This is a genomic window from Aeromonas veronii (assembly GCF_040215105.1).
GTDB classification, from domain to species: Bacteria; Pseudomonadota; Gammaproteobacteria; order Enterobacterales; family Aeromonadaceae; genus Aeromonas; species Aeromonas veronii_G.
In genome coordinates, this window is the sequence record NZ_CP157875.1 from 2,453,829 (window position 1) to 2,475,701 (window position 21,873).

General features: G+C 61.6%; 13 protein-coding genes. 7 read left to right on the forward strand and 6 right to left on the reverse strand.

Annotated features, from left to right (window positions below):
- Nucleotides 1-57 precede the first annotated feature (57 nt).
- The 4 genes from ABNP46_RS11450 (at nucleotide 58) to ABNP46_RS11465 (ending at nucleotide 7,388) form a co-directional block, all read left to right on the forward strand.
- Nucleotides 58-1,152 carry an efflux RND transporter periplasmic adaptor subunit gene (locus ABNP46_RS11450; protein WP_349917868.1) on the forward strand — a complete coding sequence of 365 codons (1,095 nt, stop codon included), beginning with the start codon at nucleotides 58-60 and terminating at the stop codon, nucleotides 1,150-1,152.
- Nucleotides 1,149-4,232, forward strand: coding sequence for an efflux RND transporter permease subunit (locus ABNP46_RS11455; protein ID WP_349917871.1), 3,084 nt, complete (start codon nucleotides 1,149-1,151; stop codon nucleotides 4,230-4,232). Before ABNP46_RS11450 ends, ABNP46_RS11455 begins: the two co-directional genes overlap by 4 nt.
- Nucleotides 4,225-5,697, forward strand: a complete 1,473-nt coding sequence (locus ABNP46_RS11460) for an efflux transporter outer membrane subunit (protein WP_349917874.1) — start codon at nucleotides 4,225-4,227, stop codon at nucleotides 5,695-5,697. The genes ABNP46_RS11455 and ABNP46_RS11460 overlap by 8 nt, the downstream gene beginning before the upstream one ends.
- A 509-nt stretch (nucleotides 5,698-6,206) precedes the next feature.
- Entirely contained in the window at nucleotides 6,207-7,388 is a 1,182-nt protein-coding gene (locus tag ABNP46_RS11465; protein ID WP_349917877.1) for a hypothetical protein, read from the forward strand.
- A 72-nt stretch (nucleotides 7,389-7,460) separates the two neighbouring features.
- Here ABNP46_RS11465 and ABNP46_RS11470 read toward each other — a convergent pair whose 3' ends face one another.
- From ABNP46_RS11470 to ABNP46_RS11480, 3 genes are all read right to left on the reverse strand, one after another.
- Nucleotides 7,461-9,212, reverse strand: a complete 1,752-nt coding sequence (locus ABNP46_RS11470; RefSeq protein ID WP_349917880.1) for an ABC transporter transmembrane domain-containing protein — start codon at nucleotides 9,210-9,212, stop codon at nucleotides 7,461-7,463.
- A complete protein-coding gene (locus ABNP46_RS11475) occupies nucleotides 9,209-10,945 on the reverse strand; it encodes an ABC transporter transmembrane domain-containing protein (protein WP_349917881.1) in 1,737 nt (578 codons plus the stop codon). The genes ABNP46_RS11470 and ABNP46_RS11475 overlap by 4 nt, the downstream gene beginning before the upstream one ends.
- A 140-nt stretch (nucleotides 10,946-11,085) precedes the next feature.
- Nucleotides 11,086-13,884 (reverse strand): hybrid sensor histidine kinase/response regulator, encoded by a 2,799-nt coding sequence (locus tag ABNP46_RS11480; protein ID WP_349917883.1) that lies wholly within the window; start codon nucleotides 13,882-13,884, stop codon nucleotides 11,086-11,088.
- A 154-nt stretch (nucleotides 13,885-14,038) separates the two neighbouring features.
- Here ABNP46_RS11480 and trxC point away from each other — a divergent pair, with 154 nt between their 5' ends.
- Both trxC and ABNP46_RS11490 read left to right on the forward strand, forming a co-directional pair.
- A complete protein-coding gene (trxC, locus tag ABNP46_RS11485) occupies nucleotides 14,039-14,479 on the forward strand; it encodes a thioredoxin TrxC (RefSeq protein WP_349917886.1) in 441 nt (146 codons plus the stop codon).
- Nucleotides 14,480-14,633: 154 nt separating this feature from the next.
- Nucleotides 14,634-16,019 (forward strand): SLC13 family permease, encoded by a 1,386-nt coding sequence (locus tag ABNP46_RS11490; protein WP_349917887.1) that lies wholly within the window; start codon nucleotides 14,634-14,636, stop codon nucleotides 16,017-16,019.
- A 194-nt stretch (nucleotides 16,020-16,213) separates the two neighbouring features.
- Here ABNP46_RS11490 and ABNP46_RS11495 read toward each other — a convergent pair whose 3' ends face one another.
- Both ABNP46_RS11495 and ABNP46_RS11500 read right to left on the reverse strand, forming a co-directional pair.
- On the reverse strand, nucleotides 16,214-18,688 hold the full coding sequence (locus ABNP46_RS11495) for a glycogen/starch/alpha-glucan phosphorylase (protein WP_349917889.1): 2,475 nt from the start codon (nucleotides 18,686-18,688) through the stop codon (nucleotides 16,214-16,216).
- Between the two features lie 394 nt (nucleotides 18,689-19,082).
- Entirely contained in the window at nucleotides 19,083-19,280 is a 198-nt protein-coding gene (locus tag ABNP46_RS11500; RefSeq protein WP_349917892.1) for a DUF4250 domain-containing protein, read from the reverse strand.
- Nucleotides 19,281-19,510: 230 nt separating this feature from the next.
- Between ABNP46_RS11500 and ABNP46_RS11505 the strand changes: the two genes are divergently transcribed.
- Entirely contained in the window at nucleotides 19,511-19,978 is a 468-nt protein-coding gene (locus tag ABNP46_RS11505) for a cell division inhibitor (protein ID WP_349917894.1), read from the forward strand.
- Between the two features lie 251 nt (nucleotides 19,979-20,229).
- Here the strand turns inward: ABNP46_RS11505 and ABNP46_RS11510 are convergent, their stop codons facing one another.
- The gene (locus ABNP46_RS11510; RefSeq protein WP_349917896.1) at nucleotides 20,230-21,753 is read right to left on the reverse strand and encodes a fumarate hydratase; all 1,524 of its coding nucleotides are present in this window, start codon (nucleotides 21,751-21,753) and stop codon (nucleotides 20,230-20,232) included.
- Between the last annotated feature and the right edge of the window lie 120 nt (nucleotides 21,754-21,873).

Consider the following 21,873-nt stretch of genomic DNA (forward strand, 5'->3'; position numbering starts at 1 on the left):
AACATATATCACAGGATAAAATAGCCCTTTAGTCTCTGAATCATTGGACTTTTACCTATGAAACACCGGTATTTCCCCCTTTCATCCCTCTCTGTCATCGTCCTCGGCACTCTGCTAAGCGGCTGCAACAGTGAAGCCACCCCACCCCAGGCCGAAACGCCGCGCCCGGTCAACGCCATCACCCTGAGCGAGGGCTCTGCCCAGCAGACCCTGCGCTTTAGCGGCGAAATTCGCTCCCACCAGCGGGCCAACCTCGCCTTCCGGGTGCCCGGCACCCTGGATGCCATCCTGGTGAAAGAGGGGGACAAGGTGAGCAAGGGAGCGGTGATCGCGAGGCTGGATCCCCACGATTTTCGGGTTCAGCGGGATGAAACCGCCGCCATGCTCAAGGAAGCCAAAGCCGCGAGCCGGCTGGCCGAGGTCGAGCTGACCCGCACTCGCCAGGCGGTGGGTGAAAATGCCATGGCCAAAATCAACCTGGACAGGGCCATCAGCGCTAGCGCCCAGGCCAGGGCACGGGTACAGACGCTGCAACAATCCCTCGCCAAGGCCGAAGATGCCCTGGGCTATAGCGAGCTGCGCGCCCCCTTCGACGGCGTGATAGGCCAGCGCTTCATCGACGAACATGAGCAGACGGCCCCCGGCGTGCCCGTCTTCTCCCTGCATCAGCCAAGCGTCCTCGAAGCCGTGGTCGACGTGCCGGAACAGCAGATTGGCCAGTTGAAGAACGACATGGCGGCGAGCGTCACCTGGTATCGACAGGATGTGCCCGTCAGGGCCGTCAGCCGCGAGGTGGCGAGCCTGCCCGACCCCTTGAAGCGTACCCATGAGGTGACCTTCCGCCTGCTGGACCACTCCCCCGAGCTGGTCCCGGGCAAGTCGGTCAGCATAGCGCTACCCCTGCCGGGCAGTGACCAGATCCACTGCCTGCCGGTCAGCGCCGTCACTAGCCAGGGCAAGCAGAACCGGGTCATGACGGTGCGGGCTGGTCAGGCCATCGGCGTGCTGGTCGAGATCGTCAGCCAGCACCATGACGAGCTCTGCGTCAAAGGCGCGCTCACCGCAGGCGATCGGGTGGTCACCGCCGGCAGCGCCCTGCTGAAAGAACGCCAGTCCGTTACGCTCATCAAGCAGGTGGGTGCCCAATCATGACCCTCTCCACCTTTGCCTTGCGACAAAAGACCTTCGTGGTCTTCTTCTCCATCCTCTGCACCCTGGTCGGGATCTACTCCTATTTCGATCTCGGCAAGCTCGAAGATCCCACCTTCACGGTGAAGAGTGCCGTCATCGTCACCCTCTACCCCGGCGCCACTGCCCAGGAGGTGGAGCGTCTGGTCACCGATCCCATCGAGACCAAATTGCAGGAGATGGGGTCGCTGTGGAAGCTGAGATCCCTCTCCCGCCCCGGCAGCTCCATGATATTCGTCGATTTGCAGGAGAAATACAGTTCTGATGTGCTGCCACAGCAGTGGGATCTGCTGCGCCGCAAGGTGCAGGACGTCAAGCTCGCCCTCCCGCCCCAGGCGCAGATCAGCATAGTGCAGGACGAGTTCTCGGAAGTGTACGGCATGTTGTTCGCCGTCTACGGGGACGACATTCCCATGCATCAGCTCAAGGATCAGGCCCGCGAACTGCAGCGCCGTCTCAAGGCGGTCAAAGGGGTCAAGAAGGTGCAGCTGCACGGCATCCGCGAGCAGGTGGTCAACATCGATGTGTCGAGCGAACGTCTCGCCCGCAGCCACATCTCCATGGCGGAGCTCATCGCCCAGCTCAACAGCCAGAACATGCCGGTCAGTGCCGGTGAGTACGACATGGGACGCGAAAACCTGCGGGTGGCCCAGACCGGCGCCTACCAGAACGTCGAGGATGTCCGCAATCTGATGCTCACCACCGGCCTCGTCGGTAACAAGCGCGGCACCCTGCGTCTGGGAGACGTCGCCGACGTCTACCTCGATTACCAGACTCCGGCCCAGACCGAGAGTCGTTTCAACGGCCAGCAGGCCATTACCCTCGCCGTGAGCCCCGAGACCGGCATCAACGTGGTCAGCATCGGTGATGAACTGACTGCCGTGCTTCAGCAGTTCGAGTCCGAGCAACCCCTCGGCACCGGAGTGGGCATCATCGCCTTCCAACCCGAAGAGGTGACCAAGTCCATCAACAACTTCGTGCTCAACCTGCTCGAGAGTATCGCCATCGTGGTGGCGGTGCTGATGATCTTCATGGGCTGGCAAAGCGCCGCCATCGTCGGTGCAAGCCTGCTGCTGAACATTCTGTTCACCCTGATCTACATGAACCTCACCGGGGTCGATCTGCAACGGGTTTCGCTCGGTGCCTTCATCCTGGCCCTCGGCATGCTGGTGGATAACGCCATCGTCATCGTCGACCTCTTCATCGCCAAGCTGGCCAGAGGGATCAACCGGGATGACGCCGTCATCGACTCCATCAAGGAGATGGCCGTCCCCCTGCTCGGCGCGACCGTGGTCGCCTGCCTCGGAGCCACGCCGGTACTGCTCTCCCAGACCGACTCGGCGGAGTTCTCCATCTCCATCGTCCAGGTGCTGGTCAGCTCCCTGCTGCTCTCCTGGGTCGTGGCCATGCTGATCACTCCCCTGATGTGCTGGGCCTTCATCAAGGCACCGAGCGAAGATGAGAGCGGCAAGCCGGAAGGCAAGGCGGCCCGTCTCTATCGCCGCGCCGTACACTGGACCGTGGACAACCCCAAGAAGGCCATGCTGACCGTCTTGCCGCTGCTGCTGCTGACCGGCCTCGCTGCGCCGCTGCTCAACGTGAACTTCATGCCGAGCTCGGATCGCAGCATCGTCTTCCTCGACTACTGGCTGCCCAACGGGGGTCGCATCGAGAGCACCTCGGCGGACATGAAGGAGATTGAGCAGTGGCTGCTGGCCCAGCCCGAGGTGAAGAGCATCTCCAGCTACGTGGGTGAGAGTGCGCCGCGCTTCTCTGTCACCGTCGAGCCCGAGCCCCTGGATCAGAGCTACGGCCAGATCCTGATCAACACCCACCGCTTTGACGACATCCCCGCCCTGGTGGCCAGGGGTGATGCCTGGCTCGCCACCCACTTCCCCTATGCCGAGCCGCGCTTCCGTGATCTCAAGCTCGCCACCAAGGACAAGTTCAGCATCGAAGCCCGCTTCGAGGGGCCGGATCCCGCCGTGCTGCACAATCTCTCCGAGCAGGCCCAGGCCATCATTCGTGCCAACCCACACACCAAGTACGTGCGCGACGACTGGCGCCAGCAGAGCAAGGTGGTCACCCCCGTCATCAACCAGGCGGCGGCCCGCAAGGCCGGGGTCAGCAATACCGACATCGCCATGGCCGTTCACACCGCGACCGAAGGGCTGCAGATTGGCACCCTGCGCCAGCAGGATGACCTCATTCCCATCAAGCTGCGCAGCGCCAACAGCACCCTGGAAGCCATGGCGGACTTGCCGGTACGCTCCGCCCTCGGCCTGCACAGCGTGCCGCTCGGCCAGGTGCTCGACGACATCGAGATCGGCGGGGAAGAGAGCATGATCTGGCGCCGCAACCGGCTACCGGCCATCACGGTCCAGGCCGGGGTGGACGGGGAGCTCACCGCCTCCGTGGTGCGCCAGCAACTGGCGCCCGAGCTGGAGGCCATGGTACTGCCGGCAGGCTACACGATGCATTGGGGCGGCGAGTACTACGACGAGAAGCGTGCCGTCGATGATCTCATGCTGCAAACTCCCAAGGCGGTGGTGATGATGTTCATCATCCTGATGGCCCTGTTCAACGCCTATCGTCAGCCGCTCATCATCTTCATCACCCTGCCACTGGCCTCCATCGGCATTATCTGGAGCCTGCTGCTGATGGACAAACCGTTCGGCTTCATGGCCATCGTCGGCATGATCTGCCTCACCGGCATGATCATCAAAAACGGTATCGTCCTGCTCGATCAGATTGAGCTGGAGCGGCGCAACGGCCGCCTGCTGATCGATGCGGTCAAGGAGGCGACCATCAATCGCACCATGGCCATCTCCATGGCGGCGCTGACCACGGTGCTCGGCATGGTGCCGCTGCTCACCGATCGCCTGTTCGATCAGATGGCGGCCACCATCATCGGCGGCCTGATGGCGGCGACCGTGCTCTCGCTGTTCGCCATGCCCGCCTTCTACATGCTCTTCTTCGCCCGTGAACACCGCGCCCAAGGCTGCGCGCCGCAGGCCACAGACAAGGATCACTCCCATGAATAAGTGCCGCCTCAGTGCCCTCATCGCCCTGCTGATGCTGGGGGGCTGCAGTCTGGCCCCCGATTACCAGACCCCGACCCACCCGGTCAGCCAGGTCTATCTGAACCAGGCCACCCCGGGCACCCAGGTCGGTGGGGAGAGCCCCCTCGCCTGGTGGCACCAGTTCAACGACCCCGAGCTCGATGCCTTGGTGCTGGCCGCCCAGCGCCAGAACATCACCCTCAAGATAGCAAGCCAGCGTATCCAGCAGGCCCAGGCCTATCAGGAGGCCATCGCCTCCTTCAAGGTGCCCACGTTGAGTCTGGGGGGCGGCTACACCGATTCACGCCTCAGTGAAAACGGCGATCTGACGGGGCCGGCGGTGAGCCCGCTGCCCCTGCCGGGCGCCCTCGGCGGCGGCTCGGTGCAACTGATGGAGCGGGATCCCACCGCCGTCTTCATCGGCGCCAACGCGAGCTGGGAGCTGGATCTGTTCGGTCGCATCGACAGCCTGAGCCAGGCCGCCGCCATCCGCACCGAGCAGGCGGGCATCATGCGCAAGGGCTTGATCACCGCCATGACCGCTGACGTGATCAACAACTACCTGCAGTATCGCGGCGCCGAGGCACGCAGCCTGATCGCCGCCGATACCGTACGATCCCAGCAGGAGACCCTGGCCATGGTCGAGTCCCTGCATCGCAACGGCTATGGCTCGGATCTCGACCTGGCCAACGCCCGCGCGGCCCTCGCCACTACCCAGGCCAGCCTGCCGCTCCTCGACACGGCCAGGAACGTGCACCTGAACCGGATGGCATTGCTGCTCGGAGAGCCCGTCGCCCGGACCCAGGCCCGCTTCACCCCTCGCCCGCTGCCCGCCATGGAGGCGCTGATCCCGACCGGTCTGCCGTCCAGCCTGCTGACCCGCAGACCCGATGTGGCGAGCGCCGAGCGGGCCATCGCCGCCAAGAACCAGGAGCTGGGGGCCGCCATCGCCGCCCGCTACCCCAAGGTGTTCCTGACCGGCAGCCCGGGACTGGTGGCCGGGGATGTCGACGACCTGTTCAAATCGGGCTCCACCGCCTGGGCGCTGGGGGCCGGTTTCTCCTGGGATCTGTTCGACGGCGGCCGGGGCGAGGCCAGGGTCAAGGCGCAGGAGGCGGGTCTCGAGGAGGCGGCGCTCACCTATCAGCACACGGTCAATGCCGCCTTCAACGAGGTGGAGACCGCCCTCATCGCCTACGGCAACAGTCAGCAGTATCGGGATCACCTGCACCTGGCGAGCCAGCAGGCCGAGCTGGCCCTCGGCAAGGCCAAGAGCCTCTACCGTGCAGGCCTGGTCGATCACCTGCAGGTACTGGACGCCGAGCGCCAGCAGAACAGCCTGAAAGATGCCGAAGTGGTGGCGCGCCTCGGCACCGCCACCAACGTGGTGCTGCTGCACAAGGCCCTGGGAGGAGACTGGCAGGCCCCCCAGCTGACTGAGGGATAACCCCTCTCTCACCCGTACCGACGGGCCCGTCCCTGGTGTGGCCTGAGGTCACAAGGCGCCGTCCACAACAGGATTGGCCCACACCGAGCCCCGGCATTGCGCCGGGGCTCGCCTTTTGGGGCCGTTGAACATGCTGAAACGCCCTCAAGCAGACCTTCTGGCACCCTCTTCCCAGTGATAAATCAAATGTAAAAGCGATCACTATTGATTTGGCAAATGATCAAAGAGGTCATGCTGACCGAAACAGACGCCATTTCGCCCCCTGTCCCGCGGTTTTTTCCATGGGTCGGCACCGCTGTGTCAGGGAGATGACAGCCCTAGCCAAATGAAAACCAACGACTAATCCCCTCCCCACGCGCGCTAGCCCAGCCTCCCCGCCGCGCCACTGGAATAAGTCACAGTAACCAGATGCCCCATCCCTCACTAGGCTGTGCAGGCCCGTCACTGGCCATCGGCCACGGGCGACCTTTTCGCACAGCACCTTTTCGCACAACACAAGGAAGAGAGAGATGGGTAACAATCAACTGCTGTTCAACGGCGGCGAGAGCGCCGGCACCTTCCAGCTCGATTTCAACAACAACCGCGCCTATGAGCTGTTTGGCAGGGAGTACCTCAAGTGCTACGCCAACCTGGCGGTCAAGGGCAAGATGAGCAAACCACTGCCCTCGGGTCCCTTGAGCTACCACGTCGACTTCGCCATGGATTGCGGCTGCAATTCGGTGCTGATTGACTTCAACCTCGCCTACAAGAAGACCTTTGGCAGCAACCAGGAGGCACTGCCGCTGCTGCGCGTCAGTGACTATGAGGCCGAGCTGCTGCTCTGCCAGCTGGTACGCGAGGCCGCCGCCAATCGCCTCAACAGCCGGGATCAGTTCGACGAGGCCGAGTCCTTCTTCAACGATGCCAACCTGCCCCTCGCCAGGGCCGTGGCGAACGACCCCTATGCCGACAAAGACGGCCTGGTGGAGTTCATCGTGGCCAACGAGCTGCTGGATGATCCCGCCGTCATGGCCAAGCTCGCCGAGCAGAAGGCCTACCTCATCGCCATCACCTCGGTGGTCACCGCCTACATCAATCGCTACGCCGAAGCCTACGGGGATCAGTACAAGACGGATGCGGATCTCTGGGCCAGGGCGCTCTCCAAGATCCCGTTGATGGGGCCGAGCAAGATCGATCAGCAGAGCTACAGCCGTCACATCAAGGGGATCAGCATCGCCACCGACTTCATCAACTTCATCATGGACGTGGTGGTGAGCCAGGGCACCACGGCCCTGGCAAGCTTCAACAAATTCCTGCAAAAACAGGGGGATGCCATCCGCTTCGGGGTGGAGAACAACAAGGACTACTACAAGACCATCACGGTGGGCATCACGGTGGAGGTGTTCAAGGTCGGCAGCGAGCTGGTCTATGTGCCCAAGATCAAGCAGTACCGCGTCAACTTCGACCGTCAGAACAGCAAGTTCACCTCCGCCTGCGCCAGCAGCGAGTTCGTGGACATCCACTTCAACTACCTCTATGCGGCCAATGTGTTCGACTACGAGGCGCTGAAAGATCCCGAGATCAAGCGCGACTTTGACAGCTTCATCCAGAAGCAGCGCAAAGCACAGATTGAAGAGGCCGACACCTTCTTCAACGACGACTTCCCGCCGCTGCAGCCCAAGTTGCTGGCCCGCAGCAAGGCCACGGTCTGACGGGTGAACCAAATAAAAACAGCCGGCATCTGCCGGCTGTTTTTTTATCTGCAGCTTTATCGATTACCCCACTCAGGCTCGCTTCTCCTCGAGCCAGGCCCCCTGGCTCTGCATCTCGAACAGCTGGGCGTAGTGGCCCCCCTCGGCCATCAGCTCGCCGTGGGTGCCCCGCTCGTTCACCTGACCGCGGGACAGCAGCAGGATCTCGTCTGCATCGACGATGGTGGAAAGTCGGTGAGCAATGGCAATGGTGGTGCGGCCACGGCGCGCCGCCGACAGCGCCTGGGAAAGCGCGAGCTCGGTCTGGGAGTCCACGCTGGCGGTGGCTTCGTCCAGGATGAGGATGCGCGGATCCCCCACCAGCGCCCGGGCAAACGAAAGCAGCTGACGCTGACCGGCGGAGAGGTTCTTGCCCCCCTCCTCCAGCATTGTTGCGAGCCCATCCGGCAGACTCTGCACAAAATCCTTCAACTGCACCTCGTCCAGCGCCCGCCAGAGCGTCTCCTCGTCGATGCCGTCACGGCCGAGGCGCAGGTTCTCTGCCAAGGTCCCGACGAAGATGAAGGGATCCTGCTGTACCAGCCCGATGCTGCGGCGCACTGCCGCGAGCGACAGCGCCTCGAGCGCATGATCGTCAAAGCGGATGGTGCCGCTGCCGATGGGGTAAAAGCCCATCAGCAGGCTGATGACGGTAGACTTGCCGCTGCCGGTATGGCCCACCAGCGCCAGCATCTGGCCGGGACGGGTACAAAAGCTCACCTCCCGCAGCACGGGTTGCTGGCCGTCATAGGAGAAGCTCACCTGCTCGAAGCTCACCCGCCCCTCGAGCGACGCCTCTTCACCGTCCGTGCTCTCCCGGGACTCGTCCAGCAGGGCGAATACCCGCTCCCCCGCCACCATGGCCTGCTGCAACTGGTTGAGCTGGTTGGTCATCTCGATGAGAGGCTCGATCATCCGCCCGAGGTAACTGATGAAGGCGTAGAGTACCCCCACCTGGATGGCGCCGCCGCTGCTCAATCCCTCGTGGGCGAACAGGGCCAGCAGCCCTATCAACACCATCATGTAGAAGAGATCGATCAGGGGGCGCAGCAGGATGCCGTTGATTTTCAAACTCTTGAGGCGGGCATGCCAGTGCTGCTGATTCACCTCGGCAAAAGCCCTGGCGAAATGGCGCTCCTGCACCATGGCTTGGATCACCGGCATCCCCTGCAGGGATTCGTTGAGCCGACTGTTGATGTCGGAGAGCAGGCTGCGGGTGGCCCGCACCACGGGCACGCTCAATTTCTGGTAGAGCCACATCACGGCCCCCACCAGGGGCAGCAGGGTGGCACACACCAGCATCAGCCGCAGATCCAGCAGGGCCATGGAGATGAGGATGCCGCACAAGAGCACCACTTTTTGCACCAGGAGCCCGATCACCTGCACATAGAGGTTCATGATGGCCTCGGTGTCGTTGGTGATGCGAGAGATGAGGGAGCCCGAGCGGTGCTTGTCAAAGTAACGGGCCGGCAGGCGGATGGCGGTGGCAAACACCTGCTCGCGCAGGCGCTGCACCACCGCCTGGGCGATACGGTTGAAGCGCAGGGATTGCAGGTAGAAACCGACCGCCGACAGGAATTGCAGGCCGAGGTAACCCGCCGCCAGCGCGGCGACCTCGGGCCACACCAGCTGGCGCGGGGCCAGGTAGTCGTCGATGAACAGCTTGATGAGCAGCGGCCCCGCCACTTCGGCACCGGTGGCGAGCAGCAGGCAGATGCCCGCCTGAATCAGCCAGCGGGGGTAGCGGGCACAATACGCCAGCAGTCGCTTGATGGTCGGGTTCACAGATTTTCCTCCACGTCCTGCTCCAGGCGCTGATAGCGCACCATGTCCGCGTACCAGCCGTTGTGGGCCATCAGGGCACCGTGATGGCCCCGCTCGCTGATCCGGCCCTGCTCCAGCACCAGGATCTCGTCCGCCTGCTCCACCGCCGTCATGCGGTGGCTGACCAGGATGAGGGTGCGTCGGTGGGCCTTCAGTGCTTGCAGGATCTGCTGCTCGGTGTGGGCGTCCACCGCCGAGAGGGCATCGTCCAGCACCAGGATGGGGGCCGCCAGCAGCAGGGCGCGGGCGATGGCGAGCCGTTGTTTCTGGCCGCCGGAGAGGGTCACCCCCTTCTCCCCCACCTCGGTCTCATAGCCCTGGGGGAAACGAATGATGTCGTCGTGCACGCAGGCGATGCGCGCCACCCGCTCGACCTCCTCCCGACGGGCATCCGGCCGGCCGAGGGCGATGTTGGCGGCAATGGTGGTGGAGAACAAAAACGGCTCCTGGGGCACATAGGCGAACTGGCTGCGCAGCTCCCCAAGGGCCAGGCTGTCGATGCTCACACCGCCCATGGTGATCCGGCCGCCGCTGGGGTTGGCCAGGCGCATCAGCAGCTTGAGCAGGGAACTCTTGCCCGCCCCGGTGCGCCCGACGATGCCGAGCATGCCGCCAGCGGCGATGGAGACATCGATTCCCGCCAGCAGGGTACGGGACTCGAGACGGTAATCCACCCCTTGCATGACCAGCGGGAAAGGGTGCGCGAGCGGCTGGGGCTCGGCGGGATCTTCGATATCGCTGCGCTCCGCCAGCAGGGTCTCGATGCGTGAATAGGCGGCGCTGCCGCGCTCTATGATGTTGAACAGCCAGGCGATGGCAAACATGGGCCAGATAAGCTGCCCCAGATACATGGTGAAACTGGTGAGCTCCCCCAGGGTCAGCTTGTCTTGCATGACCAGGGCACTGCCGCCAGCCACCGCCAGAAAGTAGGAACAACCGATGCACAGGTAGATGACGGGATCGAACTTGGCATCGATGCGGGCCACCGCCATGTTGCACTCCCCCGCCTGGCGGGTCAGCTCGGCGAATCCCTTGTCTTCCAAGGATTCCACCGCATAGGACTTGAGCACCCGCACCCCGGAGAGAGCCTCCTGGGTCTTGTTGTTGAGGCGCGAGAAGGCCCCCTGCGCCGCCTTGAACTCCTTGTAGATCTGGGTCCCGAAACGGTTCATGAAAAATGCCATCACCGGCAGGGGCAAGAGGGAGAGCAGGGTCAGCTGCCAGGAGTACTGGCTGCACATGATGGAGAGCACCAGGATCCCGACGATGAAGGAGTCCACCAGGGTCAGCACCCCTTCCCCCGCGGTCATCTCGACTGCCTGGATGTCATTGGTGGCATGGGCCATCAGATCGCCGGTGCGGTGGCGCTGGTAGAAGTCCGGGCTCATGCGGGTGAAGTGGGTGAAGAGCCGGTTGCGCAGCACATAGGCGAGCCGGTAGGAGGCACCAAACAGCATGACGCGCCAGACATAGCGCAGCAGGTAGATAACGACCCCCAGCCCCAAGAGCCCAACCAGATATTGTATCAAGGTGGCGTTGTCGAGCCCCCCCTTGGTCACGCCATCCACCACCCAGCCCACCACCTTGGGCGGGATCACGGTCAGCAGGGCCACCATCATCAACAGGGTGATGGCGATGAGATAACGCCGCCACTGATCCTTGAAGAACCAGCCCAGCCGCAGAAATACGCTCACATCAGGATCCTTGCTCGCGGCGCCAGGGCCGCTTGGTCATAAGAGATGCTCAAGACAATCGCCCCCGAAACGGGGGCGAGGTGAACGGGTCATCATAGCCTGAAGCGGCCAGCTTGAGAACGATGGCTATCCCCTGGATGTCACAGCCGCTCGTCCCGCCCGCCGAACAGGCCCATGGTTGGCTCCTGCTGATCCCCGCTCAGCAGGAAGTGGGAAACCTCCTCCCGGGTCTGGCTGAAGACAAGCTGCAACTGAGCCAGCTCCTCTTCACTCAGATCCCCCTGCAGCCGCAGCCGCCACTCCAGCTCACCGGCCAGCAATTGCAAACGCGCGGCGGAGATGTTGGCAGAGACCCCCTTGAGGGTATGCAGCAGTCGGCTTGCCACCTCGGGCTGCTGGCGACGCAGGGCGGAGCGGATGTCCCAGAGATCGTCCTTGTGTTCGGAGAGGAAGAGCTTGAACAGGATCTGCAGTGCCTCCCTGTCCTGCTCCAGCCGGCGCAGGGCATCGTCCAGATCCAGCACCCCCATCAGCGCCGGTGGCTTGACCTCGGGACTGGTCCGGCGCTGAGCGCTGGCCCCCTTCACCCACTGCAGCAGGTTGTTGTAGAGATCCAGCTTGCTGACCGGTTTGGTCACATAGCCGTTCATGCCGACCCCGAGGCAACGCTCCCTGTCCCCCGGCATGGCGCTGGCGGTGAGGGCGATGATGGGCACGTCGTGCTTGTCCACCATCTTGCGGATCTGGCGGGTGGCATCCAGCCCGTCCAGCACCGGCATCTGCAAGTCCATCAGGATCACATCGAAGGGCTGCTCCGCCACCTGCTCCACCGCCTCGCGTCCGTTGCCCACCACGGTGACCACGGCCTCGATGCGGCGCAGGTACTCCACGATGAGCTGCTGGTTGACCCGGTTGTCTTCGGCCAGCAGCACCCGGGTGCCCTGCAGCAGTTCCCGGAAATGCTGCTGATCCCCCTGGACCTCAGCCTGGCGTACGTTGCGATCGTGGGAGCTGCCGTTGAGCATCTCGTCCACCTTGGCCAGCAGGGCGTTTTCGGTCATGGGTTTGGCCAGGAAGTGGCTCAGCCCCATGCTCTCCATGCGCCCGTGCAGCCCTTCCCGGGCCCAGGCACTGGTCATCAGCACCGGCAGACGCTGCCACTGGCTGTGCTGATGCATCTCGAGGGCGAGATCCAGGCCATCCTCCTGACCCATGCGCCAGTCGAGAATGGCGAGGCGGATGTTCTGCCCCTCTTCCCGCAGCACCTGACGGGCGCGAGAGACGCTGTTGACCGTCATCACGCAGGCGCCGGCCCGGCCCAGGATGTCCTTGGCCAGCTCCAGTACCAACTCGTTGTCGTCCATCATCAGGATGAGGGGCTGGTGCTCGAAGAAGACCCGCCGCCCGGATACCCCGTATACCGCCTGGGACATGGGGATCTCGAACTCGAAGGTGGAGCCCACCCCGGGCTTGCTCTGCACCGAAATTTCTCCCCCCATCAGCCCGACCAGCCGCTGGGAGATGTTGAGACCGAGCCCGGAGCCGCCGTATTTGCGGGTGTTGCCCGCCTCCAGCTGGGTAAAGGGCTGGAACAGCTGGGTCTGCTTGTCCGGCGCGATGCCGATGCCGGTGTCCCGCACACTGAAGCAGACCCGCATGGGGTGCTGGTTGACCAGGGTAATGGAGAGCTCCACCTCCCCCCGCTCGGTGAACTTGATGGCATTGTTGACCAGATTGACCAGCACCTGGCCCAGGCGCAGGGGATCCCCGCGCAGGAAGTCCGGCACCGCCGGGGACTTGTTGATGATGACCTCGATCTGCTTGCGCTCCGCCAGATCCGCGAACATGGCCGCCAGAGAGTCAAGCTGCTCGCTCAAGTCAAAATCGATCTCCTCCAGGGTCAGCTTGCCGGACTCCACCTTGGTGAGATCCAGAATGTCGTTGATGAGCAGCAGCAGGGTATCGGACGAGGATTTGATCTTGCTGAGGTAGTCCCGCTGCTGCTGGCTGAGGTCCGTCTGCAGCGCCAGGGCACTGAAGCCGATGATGGCGTTCATGGGGGTGCGGATCTCATGGCTCATGTTGGCCAGAAAATCGCTCTTGGCCTGAGCCAGCAAGCCGGTGTGGCGAGACAGCTCGCTCAGCTTCTGGTTGCGTCGCCACAGGGTCACCGCCACCAGTGAGAAGCAGAGCAGAGCCCCGCCCAGCACCATCAGATAGAAGCGGCTCTTGAGGGAGGAGGCGAGATCCAGCTTGTCCTGTTTCCAGACCGGCAAGGAGGCCAGGCCCCGCATCTCGATGATCTGGTTGCGCAGGCGGTGATACTCCATCACCTGCTGATTGAAATCCTGGCTGAGCTGATTGATGGCCGTCACCTTGCCATTGTCGGCATAGTCGTCGCCGATGCGCTGTTGCAGCTGTTGCAGGTGGCGCAGATCGTGGGTATCCCAGCTGCGTCTGAGGTAATGGCTGATCCTGGCCAGGTCGGTGAGATCCCGGTGCAGCCGGGTCTCGCTCGGGAGCTGCGTCAGCACGGCGTCGAGCTGACTCTGGAAACGTGGCTCCAGATACTCGATGGTCATCTCCATGGTGTAGAGCCTGGCGAGATCCAGCAGATAACCGTCGATGTCCTTTTGCAGCGCCTGGGACTTGGGATCGTCGGCGAGATCCGGGTCTTCACGTATCTGGGTCACAAATTTGTCGAGCACGCTGGATAGCAGGCTGAGCCGCTGCTGCACACTGCCATCGCTGGCCTTCTCGCGGCCCAGCAGATAGACGGTGTCGGTATTGATGCGGTTGAGGACCAGCTCGGCGGCCATGCTCAACTCGGAGGCACGCTGCTGCTGGCTGAGCAGTTGCCAGCAATAGGCCGAAAACCCCAGCAAAGATGCGATGATAAGGCTCAGGACAACACGATTGACGCGTGCAACACTCTTCATCCCGTCTCGATTCTCATGTCATGGTCAACTATCCGGTGACGAGGTGTCACGGCCGGACCGCCAACTGTGAAAAATAACTGGCTGCTATGTTACCGTTAGTCGGCGCGATCAATGCAACAAAGTTGTTGCAAGGCAATGAAATAAGGACGCAATTATGTCATCTATCACTACCTATTGTAGCCAGTGCTTTACCCGCAATCGCCTGCCCAGCGAGAAAGTGGACCTGACCGCGAAGTGCGGTCGCTGCCGGGAGCCCCTGTTTGGTCTCGCCCCGGTCACGGGACGCAGCGATCAGTTCGACACCCTGATTGCCTCCGACCTGCCGGTCGTGGTGGATTTCTGGGCCAGCTGGTGCGGCCCCTGCCTGCAGTTTGCCCCGGTGTTTCAGGAGATGGCACGAGAACTCGCACCGCGCATCCGTTTCGTCAAACTCGATACCGAGAAAGAGAGTGCCATCGCCAGTCGCTACGGCATTCGCAGCATCCCCACCCTGATGGTGTTCCAGCGCGGGCAGATCCTGGCCCAGCGCAGCGGCTCGCTGCCAAAGAGTCTGTTCAAGGAGTGGCTGCTCTCCTCCCTTCCCCAGGACAAATGAAAACACAATGTTTAATTTTTGTTTTCATGGTGTTTAATTTCTTTTTAACTCTGTGAGACGCCACATGCTTTGCTCACTTACCCCTGTTTCAAACAGGGGATCAAATGTAACCTCGGCAACACAACAACAACCATAAATTAACCGAGAACACATCATGCATACCTCTGCCGTACCCTCTGCCCCCCCACGCTGGCTCGACGTCAAGGCCGGGATCGTCATCGCTGACGTCCTCTTGCTCTGTGCCATGCTCGCCTGGCTCCCCTTTGATCCCATGGTCAACAAGGGGCTCGCCATCCTCATCTTCATCGCCATCCTCTGGTTGACCGAGGCGGTGAACATCACCATCACCGCCATCTCGATCCCGGTGCTGGCCACCCTGCTCGGGGTGTTTGACATGAGCAAGTCGCTCACCGACTTCGCCAACCCCGTGCTCTTCCTCTTCTTTGGCGGCTTCGCCCTGGCGGCGGCCCTCTCCAAACAGGGGCTGGATACCCAGATCGCCGCCAAGGTGATGCAACTGGCCAAGGGGCACCTCGGCTGGGCAGCCATCGTACTGTTCACCATCACGGCCGCCCTCTCCATGTGGATCAGCAACACCGCCACCGCCGCCATGATGCTGCCGCTCGCCCTTGGCATGCTCAAGGGGCTCGACGTCCACAAGGAGCGCCGTACCCTGGTCTTCGTCCTGCTGGGCGTCGCCTACAGCGCCAGCATCGGCGGCATCGGCACCCTGGTGGGCAGCCCCCCCAACGCCATCGCTGCAGCCCAGATGGGCCTTGGCTTCACCGACTGGCTGAAATTCGGCATTCCCGTGGTGCTCATCTTCATGCCGGTGGGCATCGGCCTGCTCTACCTGGTCACCCGTCCCGACCTCTCCCATCAGGTCAGCACCGAGAAAGTCACCATCGAGTGGACCGGTCAGCGCAAGACGACCCTGGCCATCTTCCTGACCACGGTGCTGCTGTGGATTGGCTCCCAGCCCATCGCCTCGGCGCTGGGGGGCATTCCCCAGTTCGATACCCTGATCGCCATGGGGGCCATCCTCGCCATCGCCGTCAGCCGGGTGGCCAACTGGGATGACATCAACCAGAACACCGACTGGGGCGTGCTGCTGCTGTTCGGGGGCGGCCTGACCCTGAGTTCCATCTTGAAGCAGACCGGTGCCAACGCCTTCCTGGCGGAGCACCTCTCCAGCAGCCTGTCCACCATGCCGATCTTCGTGATCCTGCTCTGCCTCGCGGCTTTCGTGGTGTTCCTGACCGAGCTGGTCTCCAACACCGCCACCGCCGCCCTGCTGGTGCCGCTGTTTGCCGGGGTGGCCGAAGCGCTGGGGGTCTCCCCCATCGTCGTCTCCGTGCTCATCGCGGTCGGCGCCTCCTGCGCCTTCATGCTGCCGGTGGCCACGCCGCCCAACGCCATCGTCTTCGCCAGCGGTCATATCCAGCAGCGCGAGATGATGCGGGCCGGTCTGGTGCTGAACCTGGTGTTCACCGTCATCCTGACCCTGCTGGCCTATTGCTTCGGCGATATCCTGCACTGAGAAGGCGTCTCTCCTTCCCCTCGACAAGGCCCCTGACGGGGCCTTTCTTGTCTCCACAAATCCCGCTGTCTTCCCACCATTTCGCACATAATATCATCCACCATGTGCACCTCTGGCAGTGAACTCACCCTGTAAAATCCATTCTTCATGAAATAAAAAACCCCCGCGATGCGGGGGTTTGGGAGTCAACGCACTTAGCCGACGTTGCAGGCTTTCAGATTCCAGATCCGGTCCACGTAATCCTGGATGGAGCGGTCGGAGTTGAACTTGCCCATGGTGGCCGAGTTGATGATGGCCTTCTTCGCCCAGAGCGCCGGATCCCGATACCAGGTATCGATGAGCTTGTGGGCATCCGAGTAGGAAGCGAAGTCCGCCAGGGTCAGGTAAGGATCCCCCCCTTCCAGCAAGGAGCGCTTGATGGAGGAGAGCTCGCCCGGACGACCCGGCGTGAAGTAGTCGGTATCGAACCAGTCCAGCACGGCCTTGAGCTCGGAGTTGGCATAGTAGAAGTCATAGGGGTTGTAGCCCCGGCTCTTCAACGCCTTTACCTCGTCCACGTTCAGCCCGAAGATGGCGCAGTTTTCGGCACCCGCTTCCTCGGCGATCTCGATGTTGGCCCCGTCCAGGGTGCCGATGGTGATGGCGCCGTTCAGTGCCATCTTCATGTTGCCGGTCCCCGAGGCTTCGTAGCCAGCGGTGGAGATCTGCTCGGACACGTCCGCTGCCGGGATCATCTTCTCGGCCAGGCTCACCCGGTAGTTCGGCATGAACACCACTTTCAGCTTGCCCTGGATGCGAGCGTCGTTGTTGACCCGCTCAGCCAGCTTGTTGATGGCATAGATGATGTCCTTGGCCAGCTTGTAGCCAGGGGCCGCTTTGGAGCCGAAGATGAACACCCGCGGGTGCATGTCGTAGTCGGGGTTCGCCAGCAGACGGCGATAGAGCGCCATGATGTGGATGAGGTTCAGCTGTTGGCGCTTGTACTCGTGCAGGCGCTTGATCTGCACGTCGAAGATCGCCTCCGCGCTCACCTCTATGCCGGTCTCGTCCTTGATCACCTTGACCAGCTTCTCCTTGTTGTGGCGCTTGATGGTCATGAACTGCTGCTGGAATGCCTTGTCGTCGGCAAACTGGGTAACGGTGCGCAGCTTGTCCAGTTGCAGCGGCCACTCCTTGCCCACCACCTCGTTGTAGAGGGCGGCGAGTTCGGGGTTGCAGGCCAGCAGCCAGCGGCGCGGGGTCACGCCGTTGGTGACGTTGCACATCTTCTCTGGCCACAGCGCGGCGAACTCGGGGAAGAGATCCTCCTTCACCAGCTTGGAGTGGATTTCGGCCACACCGTTGACCTTGGAAGAGCCGATGACACACAGGTTGCCCATACGTACCTTGCGCACCGTCCCCTCTTCGATGATGGAGAGCTTGGCCTTGATGGCATCGTCGCCCGGCCACTTGGGATCCACCAGCTTGTTCAGGAACTGGGCGTTGATCTCGTAGATGATCTCGAGGTGACGAGGCAGTACCTTCTCGAACAGGCTGACGCTCCACTTCTCCAGCGCTTCCGGCAGCAGGGTGTGGTTGGTGTAGGAGAAGACCCCGTAGCTGATGGCCCAGGCGGCCTCCCAGCTCAGCCCTTCCTCATCCACCAGTACGCGCATCAGCTCGGGAATGGCCACGGTCGGGTGGGTATCGTTGAGCTGGATGGCGATCTGGGCGGCGAAGTTGCTGAAGTCGCTGCCATGGGCGCGCTTGTAACGGCGCATGATGTCCTTGATGGAACAGGCGCAGAAGAAATATTGCTGGATCAGACGCAGCTCTTTGCCGGCATCCGTCTCATCGTTCGGGTAGAGCACCTTGGAGATGGTCTCGGCCTGGGCCTTCTCCGCCTGGGAATCGACATAACCACCGGCGTTGAACACGTCCCAGTCGAAGAATTCGGAGGCACGGGACTCCCACAGCCGCAGGATGTTGACGGTGTGACCGCCAAAGCCGACAACCGGGATATCCCAGGGCACCCCTTTGATCTTGCGACCGGCGTGCCACACCTTTTTCAGGCCGCCGTTGTCGCCAAATACGGTCTCCACGTAGCCATAGAGCGGGATCTCCTGCACCGATTCGGGACGGCAAATCTCCCAGGGGTTGCCGTATTCGCGCCAGGAGTCCGGACGCTCGATCTGGCGGCCATCCTGGAATTCCTGACGGAACAAGCCGTGCTCGTAGTGAATGCCGTAACCCACGGCCGGGTAGTTCAGGGTGGCGAGAGAGTCGATGAAGCAAGCGGCCAGACGGCCAAGGCCGCCGTTGCCAAGGGCCATGTCAGGCTCTTGCTCGCACAGATCGGTCAGTTCCAGACCGAGTTCCCCCAAGGCCTCTTCGCAGGTCTTGTAAAGGGAGAGGTTGTGCAGGTTGTTGGAAGTCAGGCGCCCCATCAGGAATTCAGCAGAGAGATAGTGAATCGCACGAGTATCTTTCTTGAAGTGAGTCTGCTGAGTACGGGTCAGGCGCTCGTATACCTGCTCGTTGACGGCGGCGGCCGTCGCTTTCCACCACGCTTCCGGCGAGGCTTTCTGTTCGCTTGTCCCCAAGGTAGAACGCAGGTGACGCACGATGCTCGCTTTAAGCTGATCTTTATCCAGTTGGAGATCCTGGTCTGTCTTCTTCTTGGTAGCCATACACCATTTTCCTTCGTTACAAATAAAAATGTTATCCCATCTCGGGACCGGCACTGTTGTTATATCTGAATATGTTCCGGCATGAGCATACTAGCCAAAACCGCTGAATGAAACGTTAACGCGAGTCACACTTTAACGTATGGAAATGACAGTTCAAGCCTGAAAACCCTTTCCAAATCAAGATTAGATTAAATGTTAATATTCAAATAAATCATGTGGTTATATAAAAACGAAACGAGCATGTTCATGAATAGGTTTTCAATACTTGAAAGCGTTTGAAAATACATGAAAATAACGACATTCCTGAATGGATGTGAAAGCGATTTCAATCTTCACAGGATCATTTCCACAATAAAAGAAAGGTGCCCCAGTTGGAGCACCTTTTCTCGTCATATTACCCATGAGCCTTGAACTGGTTGCTCATGGGGTCGTAGTGATAGCCGATCTGCTGCAAACGCGCGGCCAGCTGATCTTCCGTCATGTCGTAGTAGGCCAACAGCTCCTCCAGACCATCGCACTCCAGCCGCAGCTTTTCGTTGATGATCCCGAGCAGAATATTGGCGTCCAGTCGTTGCAAGGTGCTGACATCCATCCCGATCCCTCCTTGTCATACATACTGTATAACCATGACCCCCTGCCCCCGCTTTGTCCATAGCGCAAAAAACACCCAACTTAGGTTGAGTGTAAATTTCATTTAAATTCAATTAGATAACAAAACATCCTGTTAGTGGGCTCACATTTTTGACCGAAAACGACTTGTCACTGGCGCTCGTTACAACTACTGTATACGCATACAGCATGGTTATTCATACAGGAAAACATATGAGCCAGCCCCTGAGCCACCCTATCCCATCCTCCCCTGCCGGTCTGATGGCCCCCTGGCCCACTCGCCACCAGGCCAAGGTAGAGCAGGCCGCACAGCCCGAGACGCCGCTGCTGAGCGAGCTGGGACGGCTCAGTCAGGATAATGGCGGCTGGATCCTGCTCATCGCCCCCCCTGGCCTGCCAGTGGCCGAGCAGTGGCAGGCGCAGGGGATCGATCCCGCCCGGGTGTTGGTGGTGCACGGTGCCAAGATCAAGAACTGGCAGCGCATGCTGGAGCAGAGCCTCGGCAACGGCCACTGCGCCGCCGTGCTGACCTGGCTACCCGAACAGGTCGCCCTGGATCGCGCCAAGTTGAAGAGACTGGGGCAAGGTACCGGCGTGCTGACTCGGTTCTTCGAGTCACAACGCCTCCCCCATCACCCGAACCTTGGTTACGGTGGTCAGGATATCTATCTCAATCACTGAGACTGGCTGATGGGGAAACGAAGGCTAAGGAAGGCGTGGTGATGGATAGTGCATCCAACCTAGGCAGTCATGAACGGTAGCCATTGGCGGTTATCAGGGCTCTGGGTCTGGAGGCTGGGTCTGGAATGGAAATGACGCTCTTTCACCCATGCAAAAGGCGACCCTGAGGTCGCCTTTTATCATTGCCGTGAGCCCAAAACCAAGCCTTGCATGTTCAGGCATCCCATGGCTGGCATGCCCGTCAACACGACTCAGGAGAGTTTGACGTCCAGCTCGGCAATCTTGGCCGACCAGTAGGCCGGGCCGGTTTCATGGATATTGTTGCCTTGGGAGTCGACGGCGACCGTCACCGGCATGTCTTCCACCTCGAACTCGTAGATGGCTTCCATGCCGAGATCGGCGAAGGCCACCACCCGCGCCTTCTTGATGGCTTTGGCCACCAGGTAGGCGGCGCCCCCCACGGCCATCAGATAGACAGCCTGGTGCTCCTTGATGCTCTGCACCGTCTTTGGACCGCGCTCGGACTTGCCTATCATGCCGATGAGACCGGTCTCCCCCAGCATCATGTCGGTGAACTTGTCCATCCGGGTGGAGGTCGTGGGACCCGCCGGGCCGACCACTTCGTCACGGACCGCATCCACCGGACCGACGTAATAGATGAAGCGATTGGTGAAATCGACCCCTTCCGGCAGGCCTTCACCATTTTTGAGCATGTCGGCGATGCGCTTGTGGGCCGCGTCGCGACCGGTCAGGATCTTGCCGGAGAGCAGCACGGTATCCCCGCTCTTCCAGCTGGCCAGCTCGGCCTTGGTGATGCCGTCCACGTTGACCCGGCGCACGTTGCCGCCGGACTCGCGGGTGATCTGTGGCCAGTCTTCCAGTTTGGGCGGGGTCAGCTCCGCCGGGCCCGAGCCATCCAGCTCGAAGTGAACGTGGCGGGTGGCTGCGCAGTTGGGGATCATCACCACCGGCTTGGAGGCGGCGTGAGTCGGCGCGGATTTCACCTTCACATCCAGCACTGTGGTGAGGCCACCCAGACCCTGGGCACCGATCCCGAGCTTGTTGACCTTGTCATAGAGATCCACCCGCAGCTTCTCTTCCGTGGTTTGCGGGCCACGGGCGATCAGCTCCTGAATGTCGATGTGCTCCATCAGGGCTTCCTTGGCCAGCACCGCCGCCTTCTCGGCGGTGCCGCCAATGCCGATGCCGAGCATGCCGGGGGGGCACCAGCCAGCACCCATGGTCGGCACCGTCTTCAGCACCCATTCGACCACGTCGTCGGACGGGTTGAGCATCACCATCTTGGACTTGTTCTCGGAGCCACCGCCCTTGGCGGCGATGCTCACTTCCACCTTGTCACCCTGCACCATGTCGATGTGCACCACGGCCGGGGCGTTGTCCTTGGTGTTCTTGCGACTGCCGGCCGGATCGGCCAGCACGGAGGCACGCAGCGGGTTGTCCGGATTGGTGTAGGCACGGCGGGTGCCCTCGTCCACCATCTCCTGCACTGTCATGTCGCTGTCCCACTGCACCTTCATGCCAATCTTGACGAAACAGGTGACGATGCCGGTGTCCTGGCACAGAGGACGGTGGCCTTCCGCGGACATGCGGGAGTTGATCAGGATCTGGGCCAGGGCATCCTTGGCGGCCGGGTTGATCTCGCGGTCATAGGCAGCCTTGGCGGCCTGGACGAAATCGAGGGGGTGGTAGAAGGAGATGTACTGCAGGGCGTCGGCAATAGAATCAATAAAGTCCTGTTTTTTAATGATGCTCATATCATCCTCACTGGTCCTTGTCTCAAGCAATGCGAGCAAGGGCTTCCATTTGAGCCGAGCCTTAGTGCGGTGCATACACAGCGCGACAGGCAGGGCGTGTTTTTATGACGTGTTTTTCTG